Annotated in this window: 22 protein-coding genes; all 22 read left to right on the forward strand. The window is 57.4% G+C overall.

Going from position 1 to position 23,344, the window contains the following annotated elements; genetic code table 11:
• Nucleotides 1-195: 195 nt before the first annotated feature.
• The 22 genes from waaC (at nt 196) to nuoL (ending at nt 23,308) form a co-directional block, all read left to right on the forward strand.
• Complete coding sequence (gene waaC / locus HY751_10305; protein ID MBI4666786.1) at nt 196-1,260, forward strand: lipopolysaccharide heptosyltransferase I; 1,065 nt, start codon at nt 196-198, stop codon at nt 1,258-1,260.
• Nucleotides 1,250-2,356 (forward strand): HAD-IIIA family hydrolase, encoded by a 1,107-nt coding sequence (locus HY751_10310; protein ID MBI4666787.1) that lies wholly within the window; start codon nt 1,250-1,252, stop codon nt 2,354-2,356. The genes waaC and HY751_10310 overlap by 11 nt, the downstream gene beginning before the upstream one ends.
• Nucleotides 2,353-2,931: a PilZ domain-containing protein gene (locus tag HY751_10315; GenBank protein MBI4666788.1), complete on the forward strand. Its 579-nt coding sequence runs from the start codon at nt 2,353-2,355 to the stop codon at nt 2,929-2,931. The genes HY751_10310 and HY751_10315 overlap by 4 nt, the downstream gene beginning before the upstream one ends.
• A gap of 274 nt (nt 2,932-3,205) precedes the next feature.
• A complete protein-coding gene (locus HY751_10320) occupies nt 3,206-4,420 on the forward strand; it encodes an ammonium transporter (GenBank protein MBI4666789.1) in 1,215 nt (404 codons plus the stop codon).
• Nucleotides 4,421-4,612: 192 nt separating this feature from the next.
• Nucleotides 4,613-5,821 (forward strand): cofactor-independent phosphoglycerate mutase, encoded by a 1,209-nt coding sequence (locus HY751_10325; GenBank protein ID MBI4666790.1) that lies wholly within the window; start codon nt 4,613-4,615, stop codon nt 5,819-5,821.
• Nucleotides 5,818-6,078 (forward strand): hypothetical protein, encoded by a 261-nt coding sequence (locus tag HY751_10330; protein MBI4666791.1) that lies wholly within the window; start codon nt 5,818-5,820, stop codon nt 6,076-6,078. Before HY751_10325 ends, HY751_10330 begins: the two co-directional genes overlap by 4 nt.
• A 101-nt stretch (nt 6,079-6,179) precedes the next feature.
• Nucleotides 6,180-8,810 carry a valine--tRNA ligase gene (locus tag HY751_10335; GenBank protein MBI4666792.1) on the forward strand — a complete coding sequence of 877 codons (2,631 nt, stop codon included), beginning with the start codon at nt 6,180-6,182 and terminating at the stop codon, nt 8,808-8,810.
• A 256-nt stretch (nt 8,811-9,066) separates the two neighbouring features.
• Nucleotides 9,067-9,426 (forward strand): STAS domain-containing protein, encoded by a 360-nt coding sequence (locus tag HY751_10340; protein MBI4666793.1) that lies wholly within the window; start codon nt 9,067-9,069, stop codon nt 9,424-9,426.
• 145 nt (nt 9,427-9,571) lie between these two features.
• A complete protein-coding gene (gene rplU / locus HY751_10345) occupies nt 9,572-9,880 on the forward strand; it encodes a 50S ribosomal protein L21 (GenBank protein MBI4666794.1) in 309 nt (102 codons plus the stop codon).
• 55 nt (nt 9,881-9,935) lie between these two features.
• Nucleotides 9,936-10,199, forward strand: a complete 264-nt coding sequence (gene rpmA, locus HY751_10350) for a 50S ribosomal protein L27 (GenBank protein ID MBI4666795.1) — start codon at nt 9,936-9,938, stop codon at nt 10,197-10,199.
• Between the two features lie 80 nt (nt 10,200-10,279).
• Nucleotides 10,280-11,317 (forward strand): GTPase ObgE, encoded by a 1,038-nt coding sequence (obgE, locus tag HY751_10355; GenBank protein MBI4666796.1) that lies wholly within the window; start codon nt 10,280-10,282, stop codon nt 11,315-11,317.
• Between the two features lie 174 nt (nt 11,318-11,491).
• A complete protein-coding gene (locus tag HY751_10360; protein MBI4666797.1) occupies nt 11,492-13,306 on the forward strand; it encodes an SLBB domain-containing protein in 1,815 nt (604 codons plus the stop codon).
• Nucleotides 13,307-13,387: 81 nt separating this feature from the next.
• Nucleotides 13,388-15,964: a molybdopterin-dependent oxidoreductase gene (locus HY751_10365; protein MBI4666798.1), complete on the forward strand. Its 2,577-nt coding sequence runs from the start codon at nt 13,388-13,390 to the stop codon at nt 15,962-15,964.
• Between the two features lie 236 nt (nt 15,965-16,200).
• A complete protein-coding gene (locus tag HY751_10370) occupies nt 16,201-16,494 on the forward strand; it encodes an NADH-quinone oxidoreductase subunit A (protein ID MBI4666799.1) in 294 nt (97 codons plus the stop codon).
• Complete coding sequence (gene nuoB, locus HY751_10375) at nt 16,485-17,039, forward strand: NADH-quinone oxidoreductase subunit NuoB (GenBank protein MBI4666800.1); 555 nt, start codon at nt 16,485-16,487, stop codon at nt 17,037-17,039. The genes HY751_10370 and nuoB overlap by 10 nt, the downstream gene beginning before the upstream one ends.
• A gap of 16 nt (nt 17,040-17,055) precedes the next feature.
• Entirely contained in the window at nt 17,056-17,607 is a 552-nt protein-coding gene (locus tag HY751_10380; protein MBI4666801.1) for an NADH-quinone oxidoreductase subunit C, read from the forward strand.
• Nucleotides 17,608-17,610: 3 nt separating this feature from the next.
• Nucleotides 17,611-18,822 (forward strand): NADH-quinone oxidoreductase subunit D, encoded by a 1,212-nt coding sequence (locus HY751_10385; GenBank protein ID MBI4666802.1) that lies wholly within the window; start codon nt 17,611-17,613, stop codon nt 18,820-18,822.
• Nucleotides 18,823-18,830: 8 nt separating this feature from the next.
• Nucleotides 18,831-19,919: an NADH-quinone oxidoreductase subunit H gene (locus HY751_10390; protein MBI4666803.1), complete on the forward strand. Its 1,089-nt coding sequence runs from the start codon at nt 18,831-18,833 to the stop codon at nt 19,917-19,919.
• Nucleotides 19,920-19,934: 15 nt separating this feature from the next.
• Nucleotides 19,935-20,513, forward strand: a complete 579-nt coding sequence (locus tag HY751_10395; GenBank protein ID MBI4666804.1) for an NADH-quinone oxidoreductase subunit I — start codon at nt 19,935-19,937, stop codon at nt 20,511-20,513.
• A gap of 29 nt (nt 20,514-20,542) precedes the next feature.
• On the forward strand, nt 20,543-21,037 hold the full coding sequence (locus HY751_10400; protein MBI4666805.1) for an NADH-quinone oxidoreductase subunit J: 495 nt from the start codon (nt 20,543-20,545) through the stop codon (nt 21,035-21,037).
• Nucleotides 21,038-21,042: 5 nt separating this feature from the next.
• Complete coding sequence (nuoK, locus tag HY751_10405; protein MBI4666806.1) at nt 21,043-21,345, forward strand: NADH-quinone oxidoreductase subunit NuoK; 303 nt, start codon at nt 21,043-21,045, stop codon at nt 21,343-21,345.
• Between the two features lie 13 nt (nt 21,346-21,358).
• Nucleotides 21,359-23,308: an NADH-quinone oxidoreductase subunit L gene (nuoL, locus tag HY751_10410; protein ID MBI4666807.1), complete on the forward strand. Its 1,950-nt coding sequence runs from the start codon at nt 21,359-21,361 to the stop codon at nt 23,306-23,308.
• The last annotated feature ends 36 nt before the right edge of the window (nt 23,309-23,344 follow it).

The raw sequence follows: 23,344 nt of genomic DNA on the forward strand, positions 1-23,344 counted from the left end.
AGCGTCTCAGTTTGAAAGCACAGGGGAGCTTCTTCACTTACGCTCAGAATGACAATATAACAGCCGTTGATAACATTGTCATCCTGAGCGAAGCGCAAGCGAAGTGAAGGATCTGTCTATTATTTGAGATTCAAACTAAGACGCCACGGGGTTTCTCCAACGCTCCTCACGGCTTTTTGCTAACATTGTCCGGTTATGAAAACAACATCTTTGAAAGAGGGGCAGAGCGTCCTTATCATCAAGCCCTCCTCCATGGGGGATATCCTCCACGCGCTCCCGGTGGCCGCCGAGTTGAAAAAGGCTGTGCCCGGAGTGGTTGTGGACTGGGTGGCGGCGGACAGTTTCGCCGGGCTTGTGCGGATGTCGCCATACGTGGATGGAATAATCCCATTCAGACGGCGAGCTTTGGGGCTGAACGGTTTTAGTTTCACCCCGGTCAGCGAAATTATCGAGCTGGCCCGGAACCTGAGGGCAAAAAAATACGCGGCGGTTCTGGACCTGCACGGGCTTTTGAGGTCGGGCTTGATGGCTAAATTGGCCAAAGCCCCGGTCAAGATAGGTTTTTCATCGGCACGGGAAGGGGCTGGATGGTTCTATAACCATGTGATTGCCGATGCGCCGCAAAATCATGCAGTAGAGCGCAACCTGGCGTCGCTTTCCGCTTTCGGGATAAACCCGCCCGCCGGGATAAGTTATAACCTCGCCCTCCCGGAGAGCGACAAAGAATGGGCCAACGATAATATAAAAACGCGCCCATATGTGGTTATAAACCCCAACGCCCGGTGGATTACGAAACGCTGGCCTCTGGAAAATTACGCGGCGCTGGCCACAAGCCTGGAGAAGAAACACGGGCTAATGTCCGTAATAACCGGCGGGCCGGAAGACATCCAGCGGGGCAGGGCGTTGGCGGGGCTCATAGGCCCATCGGCGCTGGATTTGACCGATTCCGGCGGATTCTCCAGATTGGCCGCGATTCTTAAAGGGGCCGAGGCGGTATTTACGAATGACTCTGGCCCCATGCACCTGGCGGCGGCGCTGGGTGTGAAAGTGGTGGCCCTGTTCGGGCCCACAAATCCAAAACTGGTGGGGCCTTACGGGAAGGGGCATATCGTTATCCGGCAAGAAGTGGACTGCTCCCCGTGCAGGAACAGAAACGGTTGCTCCAACAAGATGAAATGCCTCGCGGGCATATCCGCCGAAACGGTGTTGACTGAATGGGAAAAAACTTTGGAAACCGGTGGCACCATCCATGGACGTTGACATACTCCGGGCGTTAAACGGTATCACGAGCCCTTGGTGGGAATGGGCCATGGTGGGGGTGACCACGCCGGAGAACTGGTATCCCGTACTAGTCATTCTTGCCGCCGGGATGGTTTGGAAAGACCGGCGCCGGGCATTGCTGGCCCTGCTGGCGGCGGGCATAGCCGTAGGTGTCGGTGACGCGCTGGCCTATTACATAATAAAAGCTTTAGTCGCCCGGGCGCGGCCTTGCATAGAGCTTGAGGGGATAAACGCCATGGCCGGGTGCGTGAATTCCTTCTCGTTCCCCTCCAACCATGCGGTGAACTCTTTGGCGGTGGCGGGGGCTATCGGGTTTTATTTCCGTCCATTGCTTTGGGCGCTGGTACCGGTTGGCATCCTGGTGTGCGTCTCCCGGGTGGCCGTGGGCGCCCATTACCCTTCCGACGTGCTGGCCGGGGCCATTATTGGTTTTGCCCTGGGCTGGGGGGTATCCTATATTGTGAAGGGTTCAACCGTGAAAAAGAGCGCAAAACGGAAAGCGGTTTTCTTGGACCGGGATGGGTGCGTGAACGTGGAAGATGACCATATAAGGAACATCGAACAGTTCAGGCTTTATCCCGAAACGCTGGAGTCCATAAAAAACCTGAACGAAGCCGGGTTCCTGGTGGTGGTAATCACCAACCAGAGTGGCGTGGCCCGGGGGTTTTTCACCGAGGATCTGGTGAACGACGTGCACAAGCTGTTGGTGAAATGGGTGGACGAGGCCGGGGCCAAAATAGACCTTATCCAGTACTGCCCCCATCACCCGGAAGGGGTGGTGGAACAATACGCCATAGAGTGCGATTGCAGGAAACCCAAGCCGGGCATGATATTGCGCGCCGCCGAGGAGCTTGATATAGACCTGTCGCGGTCATACGTGGTGGGGGACAAGATAAGCGACATAGAGCTGGGCCCGGCTTGCGGCATGAAATCGGCGCTGGCCCTAACGGGATTCGGTCAGCGGGAGCTGGAGAAAATCAGGGCGGGGGAAAGCGCCGAACCGGATTTCGTGGCGGAACATATCGGTGACGCGGTGCGATGGATATTGAAAGACTCCGGGGGAGATAAAAAATGAGCGGTGAAGGTTCCCTTCACGGGTTTGTAAGCGTGCCGGTGTGTTTCACGGCCCGGTGGCGGGTGGCCGAAGAGCCGGACAAGCTGGCCCGGGAAATCATCAACCACCGCACCTCCGACAGGTTTACGGCGCCGCCCCCTTCCTTCACCGAACTGCCAGAAGACATGATGGAAATGGCGGAGTTCAAACGGGCCAACCCCCACCTGTTCCGGATGTGGATGGCGCTGGAAAAGAAGATGGATTACGTTATCAGCCTGTTAAGTAGCTCCGCGAAGAAAGATGAACAGATGGGTGACGCGCTTTGCATGGCGGTTTCGGAGGGGGGCTTGAAGTTTCAGGTTCAACAGCCGCCAAAAATCGGGGACAAGGTTCAAACGCGATTGACGTTTCCCTCGTACCCGATGCTTACCATAGAAGCCCTGGCGCAAGTTACCGGCGTGGAACCTTCTGTTGACCCCGCCGGGGAATTTGTGGTTACCGGCGCGTTTACGGCCATAAACCATATGGACAAAGAAGACATGATCCAATATCTCTTCAAACGCCAGCGGGAGATACTCCAGAAAAAACGGGAATAACTTAACCCTTGTCCACACAATTCCAGTTGTTGAAGCAATCCCTTTCCCGGTACGACACCTAAAATTGCCTTTGCCTAATAAATAGGCTCTTCTCAAAAATGCCCGCCCATTAATTAAGCGGCCAATATTGAATAAAACCCGCTATGCCTGTTCTAATGGGCATGTATCAATATGTTTTTATGGGTGTTAATATAATTGTCGCAATCCATACAAGCTCGGCCCGCCAATTGCACATAACCCTTCCTGACTTTTTTCCGGGAGATAAACGAGACAAATGGACGCCACCACATTAAAAACCAGTTCTGATGTTCTGTTCCTTATGTTGGGCGCCGTGATGGTGTTTGCCATGCATGGCGGATTCGCTTTTCTTGAAGTGGGTACGGTTCGCAAGAAGAACCAGATAAACGCGCTGGTAAAAATTCTTTCAGACTTCGGATTTTCGACCATCGTCTATTTTCTCGTGGGATTTCCGATTGCATACGGAATCCACTTTTACAGCTCGGCCGAATCGCTTGTTGGCGCAAATAACGGGTTCAACCTGATGCGGTTCTTCTTCCTGCTTACCTTCGCCGCCGCGGTACCCGCCATAATTTCCGGCGGCATAGCGGAACGTGCCCGGTTTTGGCCGCAAGTGCTGGCGGGGGCCATATTCGTTGGTTTGGTTTATCCCCTTTTCGAAGGGCTGGTGTGGGGCCAGATACCGTTACTTGGGCAGAAAGATTCCTGGCTGGCCAATTTAGGCGGCCTGCCGTTCCATGATTACGCGGGCTCGGTGGTGGTGCATGCCATGGGCGGCTGGATAGCGTTGATAGCGGTGATAAAACTGGGGCCCCGGCGGGGCCGGTGGGTGGATGGCAGGTCACATCCCATCCCGGTGAGCAACATACCCATGCTGGCGCTGGGTAGCTGGATGCTGTGCGTTGGGTGGTTCGGGTTTAACGTGATGAGCGCCCAGGAGATAACGGCCATTACGGGGCTTGTGGCGGTGAACTCGCTGATGGCCATGGTGGGTGGCATCGTGGCCTCGCTGGTGGTGGCGGAGAGGGATCCCGGTTTTGTACACAACGGAGCTTTGGCTGGCTTGGTGGCGGTATGTTCCGGGTCGGACCAGTTCCACCCTATCGGAGCGTTGTTTGTGGGCGCGGTGGCTGGCGTTATCTTCATTAAAGCGTTCACTTGGGAACAGGAGAAGTTGAAGATAGACGACGTGCTGGGCGTGTGGCCCCTGCACGGGCTATGCGGCCTTTGGGGTGGCGTGGCCTGCGGCGTGTTCGGGCAGAAGATCTTCGGCGGCGTGGGGGGTGTTTCGTTCGTGTCGCAGTTGATTGGAACCTTCGCGGGCGTGGGCGTGGCCCTGGGCGCAGGATTCATAGTGTATTACGCCATAGACGCCACAATCGGCTTCCGGCTGGACAAGGATGACGAGGCCATGGGGAGCGACCTGGCCATTCACAACATTGGCGCCTACCCGGAAGAGCATGTAAGATAGCCTGCGAATGGCCAGGCCTTCAAACTGCCATTTGACGATTATGTCTTGCCATCCCGGAAGGCGCGAAAGCGCCTATCCGGGATCACGGCTTTTAATGGGCGGGGGCGCAAGGCCATAACAACCCCGCCGCTTTCCAAATTCCTTCCTTTTATGACATACTCGATTAACAAGTTAATCGCAGGCTGTTAAACAATGAGTTCGAAAAAATACGTAATCCTCTTGGGCGACGGCATGCCCGATTGGCCCAGTAACGAGCATGGCGGCAAAACGCCGCTTATGATGGCCGTCACCCCCAACCTCAACAGATTGGCTAAAGAGGGCACGGCGGGTTCGGTGATGACCACGCCCGACGGGTACGAGCCCGGCTCGGACGTTACCAACATGAGCATCCTGGGGTATGACCCTCGCAAATACTACACCGGCAGGGCTCCACTGGAGGCGGCGGCCATGGGGCTTTCCCTCGCCCCGGCGGACGTGGCGTTCCGTTGCAACCTGGTCACCCTCCGGGCGGATAACGACGGGGTGATAATGGACGATTTTTCCGCGGGCCATATCGAGACCGATGACGCCCGGGAGATAATCGAGGACCTGGGCAAGGAACTGGGGGATGATGTCATCTCGTTCCATCCCGGCGTGTCGTACCGGCACCTGATGGTATGGAAGGGGGGCGAAAGCGGCGCCAGGCTCACCCCGCCTCACGACCTGTCGGACAAGCCCATAACCGGCAATCTGCCAAAAGGCCCCGGCTCTGAAAAACTGCTGGACCTGATGAACCATTCGCAGATGTATTTGAAGGGCCACAGGGTTAACGCCCGCAGACGCGCTGAAGGCAAGAAAGAGGCCAACAGCGTGTGGTTCTGGGGGCAGGGGAAAGCCCCCTCCATGCCCACCATGATGGAACGCGAAAAGCTTTCCGGGGCCATGATAAGCGCCGTGGATCTCATGCGCGGCCTTGGTACCTGCGCCGGACTTCGCGTTATAAAGGTGCCGGGCGCAACGGGTTGGATAGACACCAATTACGAGGGCAAGGCCCAGGCCTGTCTGGACACCTTGAAGGATGTGGATTTTGTTTTTGTCCATGTGGAGTCACCGGACGAGGCGGGCCACGCCGGATCATGGGATTACAAGGTGCAGGCCATATCCGATTTCGACAAGAAAATCGTTGGCCCCATAGTGGAAGGGTTGCGCAAGATGGGGGATTTCAGGGTGATGGCCCTGTCGGACCATCCAACTCCCGTGGCGCATAAAACCCATACGCTGGAGCGGGTGGTTTTCGCCATATACCCGGCGCTGGAAGCCGTTCACGCGGACGAGTTCGACGAACGGATAATCCAAAACTCCCCGGTTAGGTTTGATAGCGGGGTGGACCTGTGGGCGTATTTCAGGGAAGGGAAGAAATGACGCTCGATGAGTTGTGGAAGTACGCTTACGTAAAAAGGCCTCTTACGGAAATCTATTCCAGCGTGGATGATGTGCCGTTCGAGTTCAAGATGGAGTGGTTGAAAGACGCGTACGATTACAAACGGACGTACTCGGACGAAGAAATCGCCTCCCGGCCCAACCTTACTCCCGAACAGGTGTTGGACTGGCTGGAAGAGGTTGTTCCGCTTATTTGGGAAGCGAAGATGGCGGAGCTTGGCATCAAGTCCCCCAATTGACGGCCGCGCGCGCCAATGTTCTCCGGAAACACAATCCAGGTTATTTCGTTCTGCTATAATCCCAGCTTCAATTTCACAAGCGCATTCGGAGATTCAAAGAAGTGGAAGAGCTGGCCAGCCAGTATGAGCCCAAGGCGGTAGAGGAAAAGTGGTATAAAGCCTGGATAGACGCCAACGTGTTCGGCGCAAGCGACGTGTCGGACAAACCGCCGTTTTCCATCGTCATCCCGCCACCCAACGTCACCGGGGCGCTCCACATAGGCCACGCGCTCAACAACACCTTGCAGGACATCCTGACCCGCTACAAGCGGATGGACGGGTTCAACGCGCTGTGGATGCCAGGCACCGACCACGCCGGTATCGCCACCCAGAACGTGGTGGAGAAAAAGCTGGCCGCCGAGGGGATAAACCGCCAGGCGCTTGGCCGCGAAAAGTTCATAGAAAAAGTGTGGGAGTGGAAGGAGCAGAGTGGAGGAACCATAATAAACCAGCTAAAACGCCTTGGCGCCTCCTGCGACTGGAGCCGGGAGCGGTTCACCATGGACGAAGGGCTGTCCCGCGCCGTGCGGGAGGTTTTCGTGACCCTGTACGAAGAGGGGCTTATCTACCGGGGCGAATACATGATCAACTGGTGCCCCCGGTGCCACACGGCCCTGTCGGACCTGGAGGTGGAATACCACGAGCGGGACGGGCATCTGTGGCATATCCTTTACCCGCTGGAGGACGGCTCCGGCGGAGTCACCATCGCCACCACCCGGCCCGAGACCCTTCTGGGCGACACCGCCGTGGCTGTGCATCCAGAGGATGAACGGTACAAAGGCCTGGTGGGCAGGCATGTAAAACTGCCGTTGACCGGAAGGACCATACCCGTGATAGCCGACGAGTATGTGGACAGGGAGTTCGGCACCGGCGCGCTCAAAATAACCCCCGCCCATGACCCCAACGACTTCGTGGTGGGCAACCGGCATGGGCTCCAGCGGATAAAAGTAATCGCCGACGATGGCGCCATGAGCGAGCATGCCGGGGACAATTTCAAGGGGCACGACCGCTTCCGCGCCCGCAAAATGGTGGTGGACATGCTCACCGAGCAGGGCCTGCTGGTGAAAGAGGAGCATCACCGGCACGCCGTGGGGCATTGCTACCGGTGCCACACGGTGATAGAGCCGAACCTGTCCAAGCAGTGGTTCGTGAAAATCGCTCCCCTGGCCGGACCGGCCATAAAGGCCGTGCAGGACGGGCGCGTGCAGTTTGTGCCCAAACACTGGGAGAACCTGTATTTCGACTGGATGAACAACATCCGCGACTGGTGCATCAGCCGCCAGATATGGTGGGGGCACCGCATACCCGCCTGGGCCTGCGGCGACTGCGGCGAGACCGTGGTGGCCCGGCAGGACCCGGACAAATGCCCCCAGTGCGGCGGCATGAAACTGACCCAGGAAACTGACGTGCTGGACACTTGGTTCTCTTCGGCGCTATGGCCCTTCTCCACCCTTGGCTGGCCGGACAAGACCGAGGCGCTGAAAACATTCTACCCCACCTCCACGCTTGTCACCTCGTTCGACATAATCTTCTTCTGGGTGGCGCGGATGATAATGATGGGGCTCAAGTTCGCCGGGGATGTCCCTTTCAGCAAGGTTTACATCCACGCCCTGGTGCGGGACGCCGAGGGGCAGAAAATGAGCAAATCAAAGGGCAACACCATAGACCCGCTGGAGGTGATGAGCCAGTACGGCTCCGACGCAATGCGCATGACCCTCACGGCGCTGGCGGCCCAGGGGCGCGACATCAAGCTTTCCGAGAACCGCATCGAAGGTTACAGGAACTTCGCCAACAAGTTGTGGAACGCCTCCCGCTTCGCGCTGATGAACCTCGCCGGGTTCGATTTTTCGAAGACAACCGTGGCGCGGGACGATCTGGAGCTGGCGGACCGGTGGATTCTCTCCCGCCTTCAGGACACCGTAACCGCCGCCCGGCAGGCGCTGGACGAATACCGGTTCAACGAAGCCGCCGGGGTTTTATACCAGTTCACCTGGGGAGAGTTCTGCGACTGGTACCTGGAGATAATAAAGCCCAGGCTCTATGGCAAGGAAACGGGAGGCGACGCGGCCCGGCATGTCCTGGTCCACACGCTGGACAACATATTGCGCCTGCTCCATCCCATCATGCCCTTCATAACCGAGGAGGTGTGGCAGAAAATAAAACCCGAGGGCGGTTTCCTGGCCCTGGCCCCGTTCCCCAAGGCCGATGAGCGTTATGTTGACCCCAAGGTGGAAAAGGACATGGAGGTTGTCATGGACGTTACCGTTGCCATCCGGAACATCCGGGCGGAACTGGGCATAAAACCTTCACAGGGGCTTTCGGTTATGGCGCGGGTGAAAGAAAACCCCGCCACAAAAGAAATAGTGGCCCGGCAGGCGCCTTTCATCGGAAAGCTCTCCAACGCATCCATAAACCTGATGGGCGACGACGCCCCAAGGCCGCAGGAAAGCGGCGCGGGCGTGGCGGGCGACGTGGAGGTGTTCGTGGCCCTGGCCGGGCTGGTGGACATCGGCGAATGGCGCAAGAAGGCGGAAAAAGAGCTGGCCAAGGCCGAGAAAGAAATAGAGGTCTTCACGAAGAAACTGGCCAACGATCAGTATGTGAAAAACGCTCCGCCGGAGGTGGTGGAGAAGGACCGCGAAAAACTGGAGGATTACAAAGCCCGCGCCGGGAAGCTGAAGATGTATCTTTAGCCGGGCGCCGTAATCCGGCTTTTTTCATACCCATAGCGCGTTAAAACCCTTGCCAAGCGGCATGGCGGCATGATACCAATATAGGCTCTGTAAGACGTTACCGGCGATTGGTGGTGAATTTCCAAACTGCGTTTTGCCGCATTTTCCATGGCAAAGCGGGTTTACCGGCCCGGCCCATAAAGATAATAACCGGGCAGGGGCGGGCAGGAAAGGCAAGCTGATCGTTATCAAACATGCCCATGAGGTTTTTTCATAAATGGTAATCGGCAAATTTGTCACCGACGACGGTGTAACCACATTCAGGCTCAGCGGAAAACTTATCGCGGCCACGCTGGACAAGTTAAAAGCGGCTGTTGACGTGGTTTTGGAGGAGGAAGACTGCAAGGTTGTCCTCAACTTGAAGCAGGTGAACATTATGGACTCGGTGGCGGTGGGTTTTCTCATCAGCCGGTTCAAGACCGCCAAGAAGAAAAAAGGCTATTTGAAGTTTTGCGAGCTCCAGCCCGCCATCATGAAGCTTTTAAGCCTTGCCGACCTGGATAAGTGGCTCGAGATCTACGATGGGGAAGAGGACGCCATCAACTCCATCCGCTCCGAATCCAAGACCAAGGCTTAACCCGCCCCTTTTTCCGGCGGGTTATAAAAACCTCCGATTAGGCCTTGCATTTCCATAAAATCCATGTAAAAATCACAATTTACTTTCGTTTGGCGCGTTAGCGCGCCATTACTGGTAAGTGGTGGATTTGGAGGGTTTAGTGGCGATGTTCGCGGTGGTCAAGACCGGTGGCAAACAATACAGGGTTGCCCAGGGTGATATTATAGTGGTCGAAAAAATCGATGGCGACGTTGGGGCCACCGTGGAGCTTTCCGATGTGCTGATGCTTTCCGGCGACGCCGGGGTGCAGGTGGGCAAGCCCGTGGTGGATGGCAAGAAAGTGTCCGCCAGAATTGTCCGCCAGGACAAGGGCGAGAAGATAGTTATCATAAAACACCGCCGCAGGAAAGATTCTCGGCTGAAAAAAGGGCATCGCCAGCTGTTGACCACGCTGGAGATAGTCTCCATAAACTAGCGCCGCCGGGCTGTCCGAAAGCGGCGGCCGGGTTTATTAAGGGAGTTAAAAGAGAATGGCTCATAAAAAAGGACAAGGTTCTACCTCCAACGGGCGGGATTCCGCCGGGCGGCGCCTGGGCGTTAAACGCTTCGAGGGCCAGGTGGTTAAAGCGGGCAACATTCTTGTCCGCCAGCGGGGCACCAAGTTTTTCGCCGGGGCCAACGCCGGCATTGGTGTGGACCATACGATTTTCGCCAAGATGGACGGCGTGGTGAAATTCACCCAGGGCGGGCCGAAAAACCGCAGGTTCATCAACATATTGCCGGTAACGGCTTAAACGGCGTCTTTTAGTCAGGCAAAGTTTTTCAACCGTCCCGCCCGATATTCGAGGCGGGGCGGTTTTTTTATTTTAAGGTTATGGCCGATTTTATAGACAGGGTCCGCATCCAGGTAAAAGCCGGTGACGGCGGCAGGGGGGCGGCCACGTTCCGCAGGGAGAAGTTCATACCCAAAGGTGGCCCCGACGGCGGCGACGGCGGCGACGGCGGATCCGTGGCATTCGTGGCCGACCATAACCTGGGCACTTTGCTGGACTTCACCTATCAGCGCAAGTTCCGCGCGGAAAACGGCGAAGGGGGCATGAGCCGCCAGAAAAGCGGCAAATCGGGGCAGGACCTTACGCTGAAAGTGCCTGTGGGCACTGTTTTTTCCGATACGGACACAGGTGAGCGACTGGCCGACCTTACAACTCATGGCCAAACGTACCTGGCGGTTAAAGGTGGCAACGGCGGCTGGGGCAACGTGCATTTCAAATCGTCGGTGAACCAGGCCCCCCGGAGGGCCAACCCTGGCCTGCCAGGGGAGGAGCGTTCCCTTACGCTGGAGCTGAAGCTTATCGCCGACGTGGGGATCCTCGGTTATCCCAACGCCGGAAAATCCACCTTTATCGCCCGTGTCTCGTCGGCGCGGCCCAAGATCGCCGATTATCCCTTCACAACCCTGACGCCAAATTTGGGTGTGGTAGAATGGAAACAAGGCAAGACCTATGTGGTGGCCGACATCCCCGGCCTGATAGAAGGCGCCGCCGATGGGCGCGGGTTGGGGCTGAAATTTCTGCGTCACGTGGAAAGAACCCGGTTGCTGTTACATATGCTCGACCCTTCAGCGACAGGCGAAAACAGGAGCCCATCCGCAGATTACAAAGCGATAAACAGGGAGCTGGAAAAATTTTCGCCGGATCTCGCCCAAAAACCGCAGATTGTGGTTATGAACAAGGCGGATACACTGACCAGCGAAGCGCTTGAGGAAATAATAAGCGCTTTGAAGACAGAAATAGGCGTAACGCCAATGGTGATAAGCGCCGTTACAGGGCAGGGCGTGGAAGAATTGGTGAACCTTCTGGGGGTGGAAATAGACAAACTGAAAAGGGAGGAGGAACTAAAAACGGCCTTTTAAACATGCAGTTGGCGCTTTGAATACCCTCGTCATCCGCACCGGGGCCTGTTCCGAATCCTTTTTTCTTAAATGCAATCTAATTTAGCTTGACTAATCCCCCTCTTTTGTTTACAAATCGTAGTTCACGCTTCCCTTTGAGTGAAGCCTAAAAAGATGAAAAGGAGCGTCCTTTTTATGCCCCAGAGTCTTTCGAAACCACGGATTTACATCGGCATGGGCACATGCGGGATCGCCGCTGGCGGTCATAACGTGTACTCCGCCGTGATGGATACCATAAGCGCGCAGAAGCTGGACGTGGATGTGGTGAAAACCGCCTGCGTAGGCATGTGTTTCGCCGAAGTTCTCATGGACATCCATGTGCCCGGCAGAAACCGTGTCATCTACCAGAAGGTCAAACCGGAAGATGTCGCCAAGATCATAGGCGACCATATAATCTCCGACAAGCCTGTGGTAAAGAAAGCCGCCGCCCAGTGGCCCGACGGCGGCAAGCCTTACGAGGGCGTGGCTAACTTTGCCGACCTGGACCTGAACAAGAAGCAGGTGCGGTTCATCCTGCAGAACTGCGGGGTTATAGACCCGGACAGTCTCGAGGAATACGAGCGGACCGGTGGCTATAAATCGCTTCGCAAGATCCTGGTGGAAGAAAAATGGACGCCTGAACAGGTCGTCAAATTCGTCACCGAATCCAAGTTGAGGGGCCGGGGCGGCGGCGGGTTCGACACCGGCTGGAAATGGCAGGAATGCGCCAAATACAAGGCCGACGAGAAGTTCATCCTGTGCAACGCCGACGAGGGAGACCCAGGCGCGTTCATGGACCGCGCCCTGTTGGAGGGCGATCCCCATTCGGTTATCGAAGGGATGATAATAGGCGGTTACGCCATTGGCGCCACCTTTGGCTACATATACTGCCGCGCGGAATACCCGCTGGCGGTGGCCCGGTTGAACCATTCGCTGGAAGCGGCCCGGAAGGCCGGTTACCTCGGCAAGAACATCATGGGTACCGGTTACTCTCTGGACATAATGGTGAAAGAGGGCGCCGGAGCGTTCGTTTGCGGCGAGTCCACGGCGTTGCAGTACTCCATCGAAGGCAAACGGGGGATGCCCAGGCCCCGGCCGCCCCAATCGGTGGAAGCGGGCCTTTGGGACAAACCCACGGTGTTGAACAACGTGGAAACCTTCGCAAACGTTTCCCGCATTGTGGGTTTGGGCCTGGAAGAATATCTGAAACTGGGCACCCAGAAAAGCGGCGGCACCAAGATATTCGCCCTTTCGGGCGCCATCAGGAACGCCGGGCTGATCGAAGTGCCAATCGGCATGACCCTGCGCGAAGTTATTTTCGACGTGGGCGGCGGCATACCTAAAAAGAAAAAGTTCAAGGCTGTGGCCATCGGCGGCCCGTCGGGCGGCTGTCTGCCCGAGTCATGCCTGGATTTGCCCATAGACTTCGAGACGCTGACCGAAGCTGGCGCCATGATGGGCTCCGGCTCCATGGTGGTGTGCGACGAGACCACCTGCATGGTGGAGCTGTCGCGGTTCTTCATGGAGTTCTGCGCGGACGAGTCTTGCGGCAAATGCACCCCCTGCCGGGTGGGCAACACCGTGCTTCTGCAAATGCTCACCAGGATAACCAAGGGCGAGGGCAGGATTGAAGACCTGGCCTTGATGGAAGAGTACGGCAAGTACATAATGAGCATGTCGCTTTGCGGGCTGGGCAAATCCTCCCCGGCGCCCATGCTGTCTTCCTTGCGCTATTACCTCGACGAGTTCAAGGCGCACATTGTAGATAAAACCTGCCCCACGGCCCAGTGCGTGGGTCTGCGCAAATACAAGGTGTCGCCCGAGCGTTGCACCAAGTGCGGCGCGTGCATAAAACCGTGCCCCACGGGGGCCATGATGGGGGCGAGGAAAGAAACGCCGTTCCTCAACAAAGACCTCTGTATTCTCTGCGGCGTGTGTTACGAGAAATGCGCCTTTAACGCGATCTTGTAAGGGCGGGACATTTTCAAATTTTATGGTGGCCTTGCGGAAAGGCCGGGACGGCCGGATCCGGTTTTGCTTAGGTGAATGAACGTGGCTGAAAATACGGTTACTCTTACGATAGACGGCGTGCCCGTCACGATAGAGAAAGGCAAGAAAATTTACGACGCCGCCTCCAAGGCGGGCGTTTACATACCCGGCCTGTGTTACGACCCCAAGCTTACAAGGTTCGGCGGTTGCCGCATGTGCATTGTGGACGTCACCAACAGCCGTGGCAGGACGGCCTCCAAATGGGCCTGTTGCGAGCCGGTGGCTGATGGCATCACCGTCACCACCGACAACGACAAGATTAGAAAACGCCGCCAGATGATGATGGAGTTCTTGCTGGCCTGGCACCCGCTGGACTGCCCCACCTGCAACAAGTCAGGCGAATGCGGCCTGCAGGACGCCACCGTTTACATTAACCAGAAACACGGCTCCCGCATACCCACCAAGCGGCGCGACGAGCCTCTGCTGATGGACAACCCTGTCATCGAGAAGGATTTCAACCGGTGCATCCTTTGCGGCAAATGCGTGATCATCTGCGACGAGATCCAGGGCAACCGCGCCATTGATTTCCAGCGGCGCGGATTCTGGGCCGAGGTGGGCACGCCGTTCCGGATACCGCTGGAATGCGATTACTGCGGCCAGTGTCTGCACGTGTGCCCGGTGGGCTCGATACTCGACCATACGGAGCGGTTCCGGGGCCACAGCTGGGAATACAACCGCACACAAACCACCTGCCCCTATTGCGCGGTGGGTTGCTCCATATTCATAAACGAGAAGTCCGGCAAGGTGATGAAGGTCACCTCCAGGGATGACGCGGGGATAAACAACGGCAACCTGTGCGCCCGGGGCCGGTTCGGCCACGAGGCGTTCCAGCCGGAAGACCGCATCCGCACGGCCCTCATAAAGCAGGGTAACAGGCTGGAGCCCGCCTCTTGGGAAGAGGCTTTAGACAGGGCCGCCGGAAAGCTCAAGGAGATAAAAGAGAAACACGGCGAGCAGGCAATAGCGGTCATAGGAGGGGAGAGCCTCTCCAATGAAGACGCCTACGCGTTGCAGAAAGTGTTCCGGGCCGGCCTGGGCGTTACTTCCATAGACAACATGGCCAACATGCGCAATCCCCTGCTCAACTCCGGGCTGTTCGAAGAGTTCGGCGCCAGCGCCCCCATCGTGACTTACGACGCCATAAAATCCGCCGGGTCGTTCCTGTTCTTCGGTTGCGACGCGGAGAAGGAAAACCCGGTGATAGCCAACATGGTGCGCGTGGCCATGAGGGACAACGGCACACCGCTGTATGTGGCCAACGCCAGGAACACCCTGTTCCTGCCCATCGAGGACGCCAGGATAGCAATGAATTACGGCGCCGAGGCCTCTGTGGTGTCCGGCCTTATCCGGGCCGCTGGCGAAGCCATGGCGGAGAAACCCGCGAACGCGGGGGATATCGCGAAAACCGCCACTATGGACGTTGAAGCCGCGGCCAAAGCCGCTGGCGTGGCGGTGGAAGACATCAAGAAAATAGCGGCGGGGCTGGCCAAGAACGGCGCTCCGCTGATTCTCATCGGCAACGAGACCGTTACGAACCCGAAATCCGCCGAGATTGTAAAAGGCCTTTGTAACCTGGCGGCGCTGTTGGGCGGGAAAGCCCTTCTCTACAGGGAGTACTGCAACAGCCAAGGGGTGAACGACATGGGCGTGACCCCGTCGAACCTGCCGGGCTATTTAAAAGCCGATTCCGCCGAGGGCGCGGCCCATTACTCCAGCAAGTGGGGGGTGGAACTGGCCCCCGCGAAAGCGTCGGATGGGGACATTATCAAGCGGATACAATCAGGCGCGGTGAAAGCCGTGGTGCTGGCCGGGGTGGACATCATTACCCAGTATCCGGGCGGCGCGTCCATAAAGAAGGCTTTGGAGGGCATGGAGCTGGTGGTTGTGACCAGCCAGTTCGTCAACGAGACGGTCCTTTCCGCCAATGTGGTTCTGCCCAGCGCCTCGGCGGTGGAGCGGGACGGCACATACACAAACAACGAAGGCCGGGTCCAGCTGGTACGGAAGGCCGTGGAGCCTGCGGGCAGGGCCAAGCCGGAGTGGGAGATATTCAGGGAAATAGGCGCCAGGCTTGGGCTCGCAGTGAAACACAAAGAGACCCGGGACGTGACGGACGAGATCATCGCGTCGGTGCCCGGTTACGAGGGGATGACCACTCTAAAACTTAGCGAAGGCGAAGCGGTGGTCTCTTACCCCAAAGACGGGAAGACGGCCCCGTTCCAGTTCAACGCCGGGCCTTTCAATGCATCGGCGGCCGGGTTCACCCATGTGGTGATAACGGGCAACTCGCTTTACCACCTGGGTTCGCTGTCCAGACACTCCAAAACGCTGAACGAGATAGAGTCCCGCGCCACAGTGGAGATGGGCTTAAGCGACGCGCAGGCCCTCAAGCTGGAAGATGGCGAGGAAGCGCTGGTGGAATCGGCCAACGGCTCCATCCGGGCCAAGGTCAAGATTACGCCCAGGTCGAAAAGCGGCGTGGTTTTCGTAACGAAGAATTTCGAGAACGCCCCGGCTATGAGCCTTTTGGCCCAGGTGGGTGAACCTGTGATGGCGCGCATAGTTAAAGCGCATGCGTAACGGATAAATAAAGCTGTACAAACCGGCCTGTTGCGGCGGTTTTTGAATTGACATGAGTTATAGCAAAGGATAGACTTTGCCAGCCCGCGTAAGGCTGGTAAAGCCTGATACAGAAAAATCCTTTGCAAACCCCGGGGGGATCCCCCGGCTTGATGTGAATTAGGGGAGCGCCTTTAGTGAACCAGTACATCCCGGTTCTTTTACTGTTTGCGGCGGCGGTTGGCGTTGCGGCGGCCATGCTGGCCCTATCCGAGTTTCTTGGGCCCAAAGTCACGTTCCGGGAAAAGATGGAGCCGTTCGAGTGCGGTGAAAATCCGATCACCTCGCCGAAGCTCCGGTTCTCCGTGCGGTTCTACCTGGTGGCGCTGATGTTCATAGTGTTCGACATAGAAGCGGTTTTCCTTTTCCCCTGGGCGGTAAATTTCATTCCGTTGGGGTTGTTTGGATTCGCTGAGATGCTGGTGTTCATCGTCATTTTGGCGCTGGGGCTGGCTTATGTATGGAAAAAGGGAGCTTTGGAATGGGAGTGACGGGCGAAGAAAAGGCCATGGAGCTTGCGCTCGGCGACAGCGTGATAATCACCCAGCTGGACAAGCTGGTGGGGTGGGGAAGGAAATACAGCTTCTTCCTGTACCCGTTCATTACGGCATGTTGCGGCATGGAGTTTATGAGCGTGGCCGGGCCCAGGTACGACCTGGACAGGTTCGGCGCCGCTTTGCCCAGGTTCTCACCCCGGCAGGCGGACCTGCTGATGGTGGTGGGCACCATCAGCCACAAGCAGGCCCCCATACTGGTGAAGGTTTACAACCAGATGACCGAGCCCAAATGGGTTTTCGCTTTCGGCGCGTGCACCGTGTCCGGCGGCATGTACAACAACTACGCCACGGTTCAGGGGATAGACTCGCTGATACCTGTGGACGTGTACGTTCCCGGTTGCCCTCCCAGGCCGGAGATGGTTCTGGACGGTTTGATAAAACTTCAGGAAAAAGTGGCCAACCAGCGCGGACAGCTAGCTTACGCCAAGGGCATCTCGCCCCTGGGCGAAGCGGACGAGCGCAGGATAATCGGCGGCTAAAGGTTTTAACGGCAGGATGAGCGAAAAAGAGAATCAGGCGAACCAGGCCCCGGCGGAATCGCCGGTGTTGGCCCGGGTGAAATCGAAGTTTGGCGGGTCGGCCGCTCTGATACACACCCATAGCCAAAAAGGGGACGACACCATAGTTGTCCGCCCGGGAGAGCTTAAGGCTGTGATGGAGTTTTTAAAGAGCGACACTGACCTGAATTTCGACATGCTCATGGACCTGACGGTGGTGGACTACCTCAACGACATGAAGCTACTGCCATATATGAAAGAACAGGGCGCCAGGTTCGAGCTGGTCCTCCATCTTTACTCCACGGAGAAAAACCACCGCCTTCGGGTGAAAGCGCCCATAAAAGAAGAGACGCCCCAGGTGGATTCTGTGGCGGGCCTGTGGCCCTCGGCGGATTGGTTCGAGCGGGAGGCGTGGGACCTGTACGGGATTAAATTCAAGGGGCATCCCAACCTGAAACGCATATTGCTGTACGAGGGTTTCCAGGGGCATCCATTGCGGAAAGATTACTCTAAAACCAAGCGACAACCGCTCATCGGGCCGGTGAATTAGGCTATGACCGATAATTTGAAGAACGAACACGATTTTCACGCGGAGCACCACACGGAGCTCCTGACGGTGAACATGGGGCCGTCGCACCCGGCCACCCACGGCACGGTGAAATTCCTGGTGACCCTCGACGGCGAGACCATCGAGGATATAGACGTGGAAGTGGGCTACCTGCACCGGGGGTTCGAGAAGGAGTGCGAGGCGCAGACGTGGAACGGCGTGTTCCCGTACACCGACAGGCTGGACTATACAGCCAGCGCCCTCAACAACGTGGCCTTCGCCCTGGCGGCGGAAAAACTAATAGGCATTACCCCCACGGAGCGGTGCCAGTATATCCGCGTGATTGTCAGCGAAATGTCGCGGATGAGCGGGCATTACACCTGCCTGGCGGCGGCGGCGCTGGAACTGGGGGCGTTGACGGCGTTCATCTATTTCGTGGAGGCCCGCGAGCTTTTATGGGACCTGCTGGAGTCCGCCTGCGGCGCCAGGCTTACCCACAACTATGTGCGAATCGGCGGGTTGACTTCCGATTTGCCGGACGATTTCGCGGCCAACACCAAAAAAGTTTTCGAGACCAACAGGAAACTGTGGCTGGACTTCGACAAACTGCTTACCAAAAACAGGATATTCCTGGACAGGATGAGGGACGTGGGGGGCATATCCCGCGAGAACGCGCTGGCCTGGGGTTTCACCGGGCCGTGCCTTCGGGCCGCCGGGGTTCCCTACGACGTGCGCCGCGCCAACCCGTATCTGGTTTACGACCGGGTGGACTTCGCCATACCCGTGGGCGAGACCGGGGACAATTACGACAGGTTCCAGGTGCGCATGGAGGAGCTTGAGCAGTCCATGCTGATAATCGAGCAGTGCCTGGCGCAGATGCCCGAAGGCCCGGTGAACGTGAGCGACCCGGCCTGGCGGCAACCTTCCAAGGACGACAGTTTCACCGACATGGAGTCGATGATATATCACTTCAAGAGCGTCATTGAAGGCGTGAACGTGCCCAAAGGGGAGGTTTACGCGGCGGTGGAAGGCGCCAACGGCGAGCTGGGTTTCTACCTGGTTTCCAACGGCTCCGGCCATCCGGTGAAATGCCGCGTGCGGCCGCCCTGTTTCCCGATGACCTCCGCCCTGCCGCTACTGATAAAGGGCAGGATGATAGCGGACCTCATACCTACGTTTGACATGATCAACCTCATTGGCGGGGAGTGCGACAGGTAATGGAAGGCATGGCCCCGTTCATCATAGAGTCGGTGTTGAAAATAGCCTTCGTGCTGGGGCTTAATGTCGGCTTTTTCGCCCCGGTATTGGGCTGGGTGGAGCGCAAACAGTCCGCCGTGATGCAGGACCGCATCGGCGCCAACCGGGCGGACGTTTTCGGGTTCACCTTCATAGGGCTCCCCCATTCGGCGTCCGACGCGCTGAAGCTTATATTCAAAGAAGATTTTATCCCCACCGGCGCGGACAGGGTCATGCACACCCTGGCTCCGGCGCTGGCGCTTGTCCCGGCCCTGCTGGCCTTCAGCGTTATCCCCTTCGGCGGCAAATACCACCTGTGGGGTCACGAGGTGAACCTGGTTATAGCCGACCTGGACGTGGGCGCGCTGTTCGTGTTCGCCATATCGTCGCTGGCGGCCTACGGGGTGGTTATCGGCGGATGGGCATCCAACAACAACTGGTCTTTTCTGGGCGGCCTGCGCGCCTCTGCCCAGATGTTCTCTTACGAAATCGCCATGGGGCTCACCATAATGGCCCTTGTGATGTATTACCAGAGCCTGTCGCTGGTCACCATGGTGGCCAAGCAGGACAACTTCTGGCACTGGGGGATAATCTGGCACTGGCCGGCGTTTATCCTGTACCTCACCAGCGCCATAGCCGAGAACAAACGCGTCCCGTTCGACATACCCGAGGCGGAGTCTGAAATCGTGGCCGGGTATTTCACGGAATATTCCGGGCTGAAGTTCGTCATGTTCTGGACGGCGGAGTTTATAGAGGTGGTGACCATTTCCGCCCTTTGCGTGGCGCTGTTCCTGGGCGGCCACCACATACCGTTCATAACCGATCGTGACCTGCTGGAGCTCTTCGGCGGGGCCAACTCCAACGTGGCCAACCTGGCCGCCATGATCACCGGGATACTGGTGTTCATCTTCAAAGTGGTCGCGATGATATTCATCCAGATGACCATCCGGTGGACGTTGCCCCGGTTCCGTTACGACCAGGTGATGATGCTGGGATGGAAGGTGATTCTCCCGGCGTCGCTTATTTGGATAACCATAACCGGCGTGGCCCTGTTAACCGGGCTTATGCCTTTGCCGTAAGGTGGTTTAACCGCGATGGCTACTACTATAAAGAAAGTCCGGCGCAACGTGACGCTCACCCTGTGGGAGAGCTCTTATGTGCCGGAGATTTTAAGGGGCATGGGGATCACGCTGAGACATTTCTTCGTGAACCTTGGCGCCTTGGTGGACGAGTTCGTGTTCGGCGCCGGGCGGAAAAGCCGGAAGATAATGACGGTTTATTACCCGGAAGAGTCCGTCACGCCCCCTCCGGCGTTCCGGGGACGGCCCGTGCTGGTGCGCGGCGCCGACGGTATGGAAAAATGCGTGGCTTGCGGCCTTTGCGAACTGGCCTGCCCGCCACACTGCATAAGCATAATCGGCGGGGAGCGGCCTAACGGCGACAGGTTCCCGGTATCCTACACGCTGGACGGCACAAGGTGCATATACTGCGGCCGTTGCGAGGAAGTATGCCCCAAGGAAGCCATTGTGATGAGCGACGACTGGCGCAACCTGTGCGAGTATGACCGCTCGAAGATGATTTACAGCAAGGAAGACCTGCTGGTCCCCGAGGCCAGGCTTGAGCGCAGGCTTGAGACGATACGCGATAAATATTACAGCCGCGCCAGGTATTAGGCGGCGTAAACATAACAGGTAAACGGACGATGGAAATTTTAATGTTCAACCTGCTGGCGGCGGTGGCCGTGATCTGCTCTTTAGCCACGATCATGTCCAAGCGGCCCGTTACCTCCGCGGTGAACCTGGTGGTGGTGATGTTCTGCCTGGCGGGTCTTTTCGCCATGGAGAACGCCCATCTTGTGGCGGCCCTGCAGGTGCTGGTTTACGCCGGGGCGATCATGGTGCTATTCCTTTTCGTGATCATGATGCTCAACCTCCGGGAAAAAACAGGCGATCAGACCAGCAGGAAACCAGTCTACCAGCTTGCGGCCGTCGCCTTCATGGGCGCGATATTCCTTCCCGTGGTGGCCCTTTCCGGAGCCTTGGCCCCGGCGGGCGTCATACAAGCCGATTTTGGCTCCACCGCCGCGGTGGGGGAGATCCTTTTCACAAAATACCTTCTGCCTTTCGAAATAGCGTCGGTGCTTTTGCTGGCGGCGCTTGTGGGGGCGGTGGTGCTTACTAAAACGAGGTTGAGGTAATTAAGATGGTTACCATAACCCATTACATCGCGCTGTCCGGCGTATTGTTCATCATCGGCCTTGTGGGCGTCCTCACAAGGCGCAACGTTATCGTGGTGATGATGGCGATCGAGCTTATGCTAAACGCCGGCAACCTCCTGTTTGTGGCGTTCGCCAGGCATCTTGGCGACATGACCGGCCACGTTTTCGTATTCATGGTGATGGCGGTGGCCGCGGCGGAAGCGGCTGTGGGCCTGGCCATCGCCCTGTCGCTGTTCAAGAACCGCGACACTGTGGATCTGGACGAAGTAAACCTCATGAAATGGTGAGCCGGAATTAACTATGTGGGGTCTTGAGCATATCTGGTGGGTTCCGATCCTTCCCCTGATAGGGTCGGTGATGAACGGCTTGTTTGGGTTTAGAATATCCAAACCAGCCGTCGCTTTCTGGGCCGTGGGCTCCACGGGGCTTTCGTTCCTGGTGGCCGTGTCCGCGTTCCTAAACCTCCTCTCCCTCCCGGCGGACCAGAGGGTTTACGAGAATGTCCTTTTCACATGGATACAGTCGGGTTCCTTCACCGCTGACGCGGGGATACAGATCGACCCCCTCTCGGCGCTGTTCATGATGGTTGTCACGGGGGTGGGTTTCCTCATCCACGTCTATTCCATCGGCTATATGCATCATGAAGAGGGTTATCCGAGATATTTCAGCTACCTCAACCTTTTCATGTTCTCCATGCTCCTTCTTATACTGGGGAGCAACTTCCTGCTTATGTTCATAGGCTGGGAGGGGGTGGGGCTCTGTTCCTACCTGCTCATCGGCTATTATTACGACAAGAAATCCGCCGCGGACGCGGGCAAGAAAGCCTTTGTGATGAACAGGATAGGAGACTTCGGTTTTCTACTGGCCATCATGTGGATTTTCTGGACCTTCGGCTCCATAGACTACACCACGGTGTTCTCCCAGGCCCATGACAAACTGGTGATGGGCGGTGTTATAGTCACCGGGATAACCCTTCTGCTTTTCGTGGGGGCCACCGGCAAATCGGCCCAAATACCCCTTTACACATGGCTCCCGGACGCTATGGAGGGCCCCACGCCGGTTTCCGCCCTCATCCATGCGGCCACCATGGTGACCGCCGGGGTGTACATGGTGGCCCGGTGCAATGTTTTATTCAATATGGCCCCGGTCTCCATGACGGTGGTGGCGCTGGTGGGAGCTGTTACGGCCATCTTCGCGGCCACCATGGGTCTTTACCAGTTCGACATAAAACGGGTTTTGGCTTACTCCACCGTATCCCAGCTGGGTTACATGTTCCTGGCCTGCGGCGTGGGGGCCTATGTGGCGGCGGTGTTCCACGTGATGACCCACGCTTTCTTCAAGGCCTGTTTGTTCCTTGGGTCCGGCTCGGTTATCCACGGCATGTCCGGCGAGCAGGACATGCGGCAGATGGGCGGCCTGGGCGGCAAGATGCCCACCACCCACAAAACGTTCCTTATCTCCACGCTGGCCATAGCGGGCATCCCTCCGCTGGCCGGGTTCTTTTCCAAAGACGAAATATTGCTCTCCGCCTTCCTCGGCCATACCCCGGGCCATCTTGTTTACTGGGGGCTGGCCACAATGGCGGCGGGCGTTACGGCTTTCTACATGTTCCGCCTGTACTTCATAACCTTCACCGGCGATCTTAGGGCGGAAGACCATCATGTGCGGGACCATGTGCATGAGTCCCCCAAGTCCATGACTTCGCCGCTGGTGATCCTGGCGTTCCTGGCCTTCACCGGCGGTTTCCTTGGCCTGCCTATTATAGAAGGCGGGCATACTTTGAAAAATTTCCTGGAGCCGGTGTTCGCCCAGGGGCATGTGCCGGGCATGGAGCATCCTCATGCAGGGCTTGGGCTGGAGCTGGGGCTTATGCTGGTGTCTGTGGGCATGGGCGTTGCGGGCATTTTTGTGGCCCGGCATTTCTATAGCGTAAAGCCCGAGGCCGCCGAAGCGCTGGCCAAACGGGAAGGGCTCACCAGGAGCGTCTACACCCTTTTGCAGAACAAGTACTACGTTGATGAGATCTACGACGCCGCCATTGTGAAACCAATCGTTGGTTTTTCCCATACGGCGCTGTGGAAATTTTTCGACGTGAAAATAATAGACGGGCTTGTGAATTCAACCGCCGGGTTCTTTATGGGCGCGGGCGCGGCTATACGCATGGCCCACACCGGGCTTGTGCGCAACTACGCCTTCGTGATGGTGGCCGGCGCCGTGTTCTTGCTGGGTTTCTGGCTGGCCGCCCTTTAAGGCCGCAAAAACCCCTGGTGGAATGACTGGGCTTAT

The sequence above is a fragment of the Nitrospinota bacterium genome (assembly GCA_016208975.1).
Lineage (GTDB): Bacteria > Nitrospinota_A > UBA7883 > UBA7883 > JACRLM01 > JACQXA01.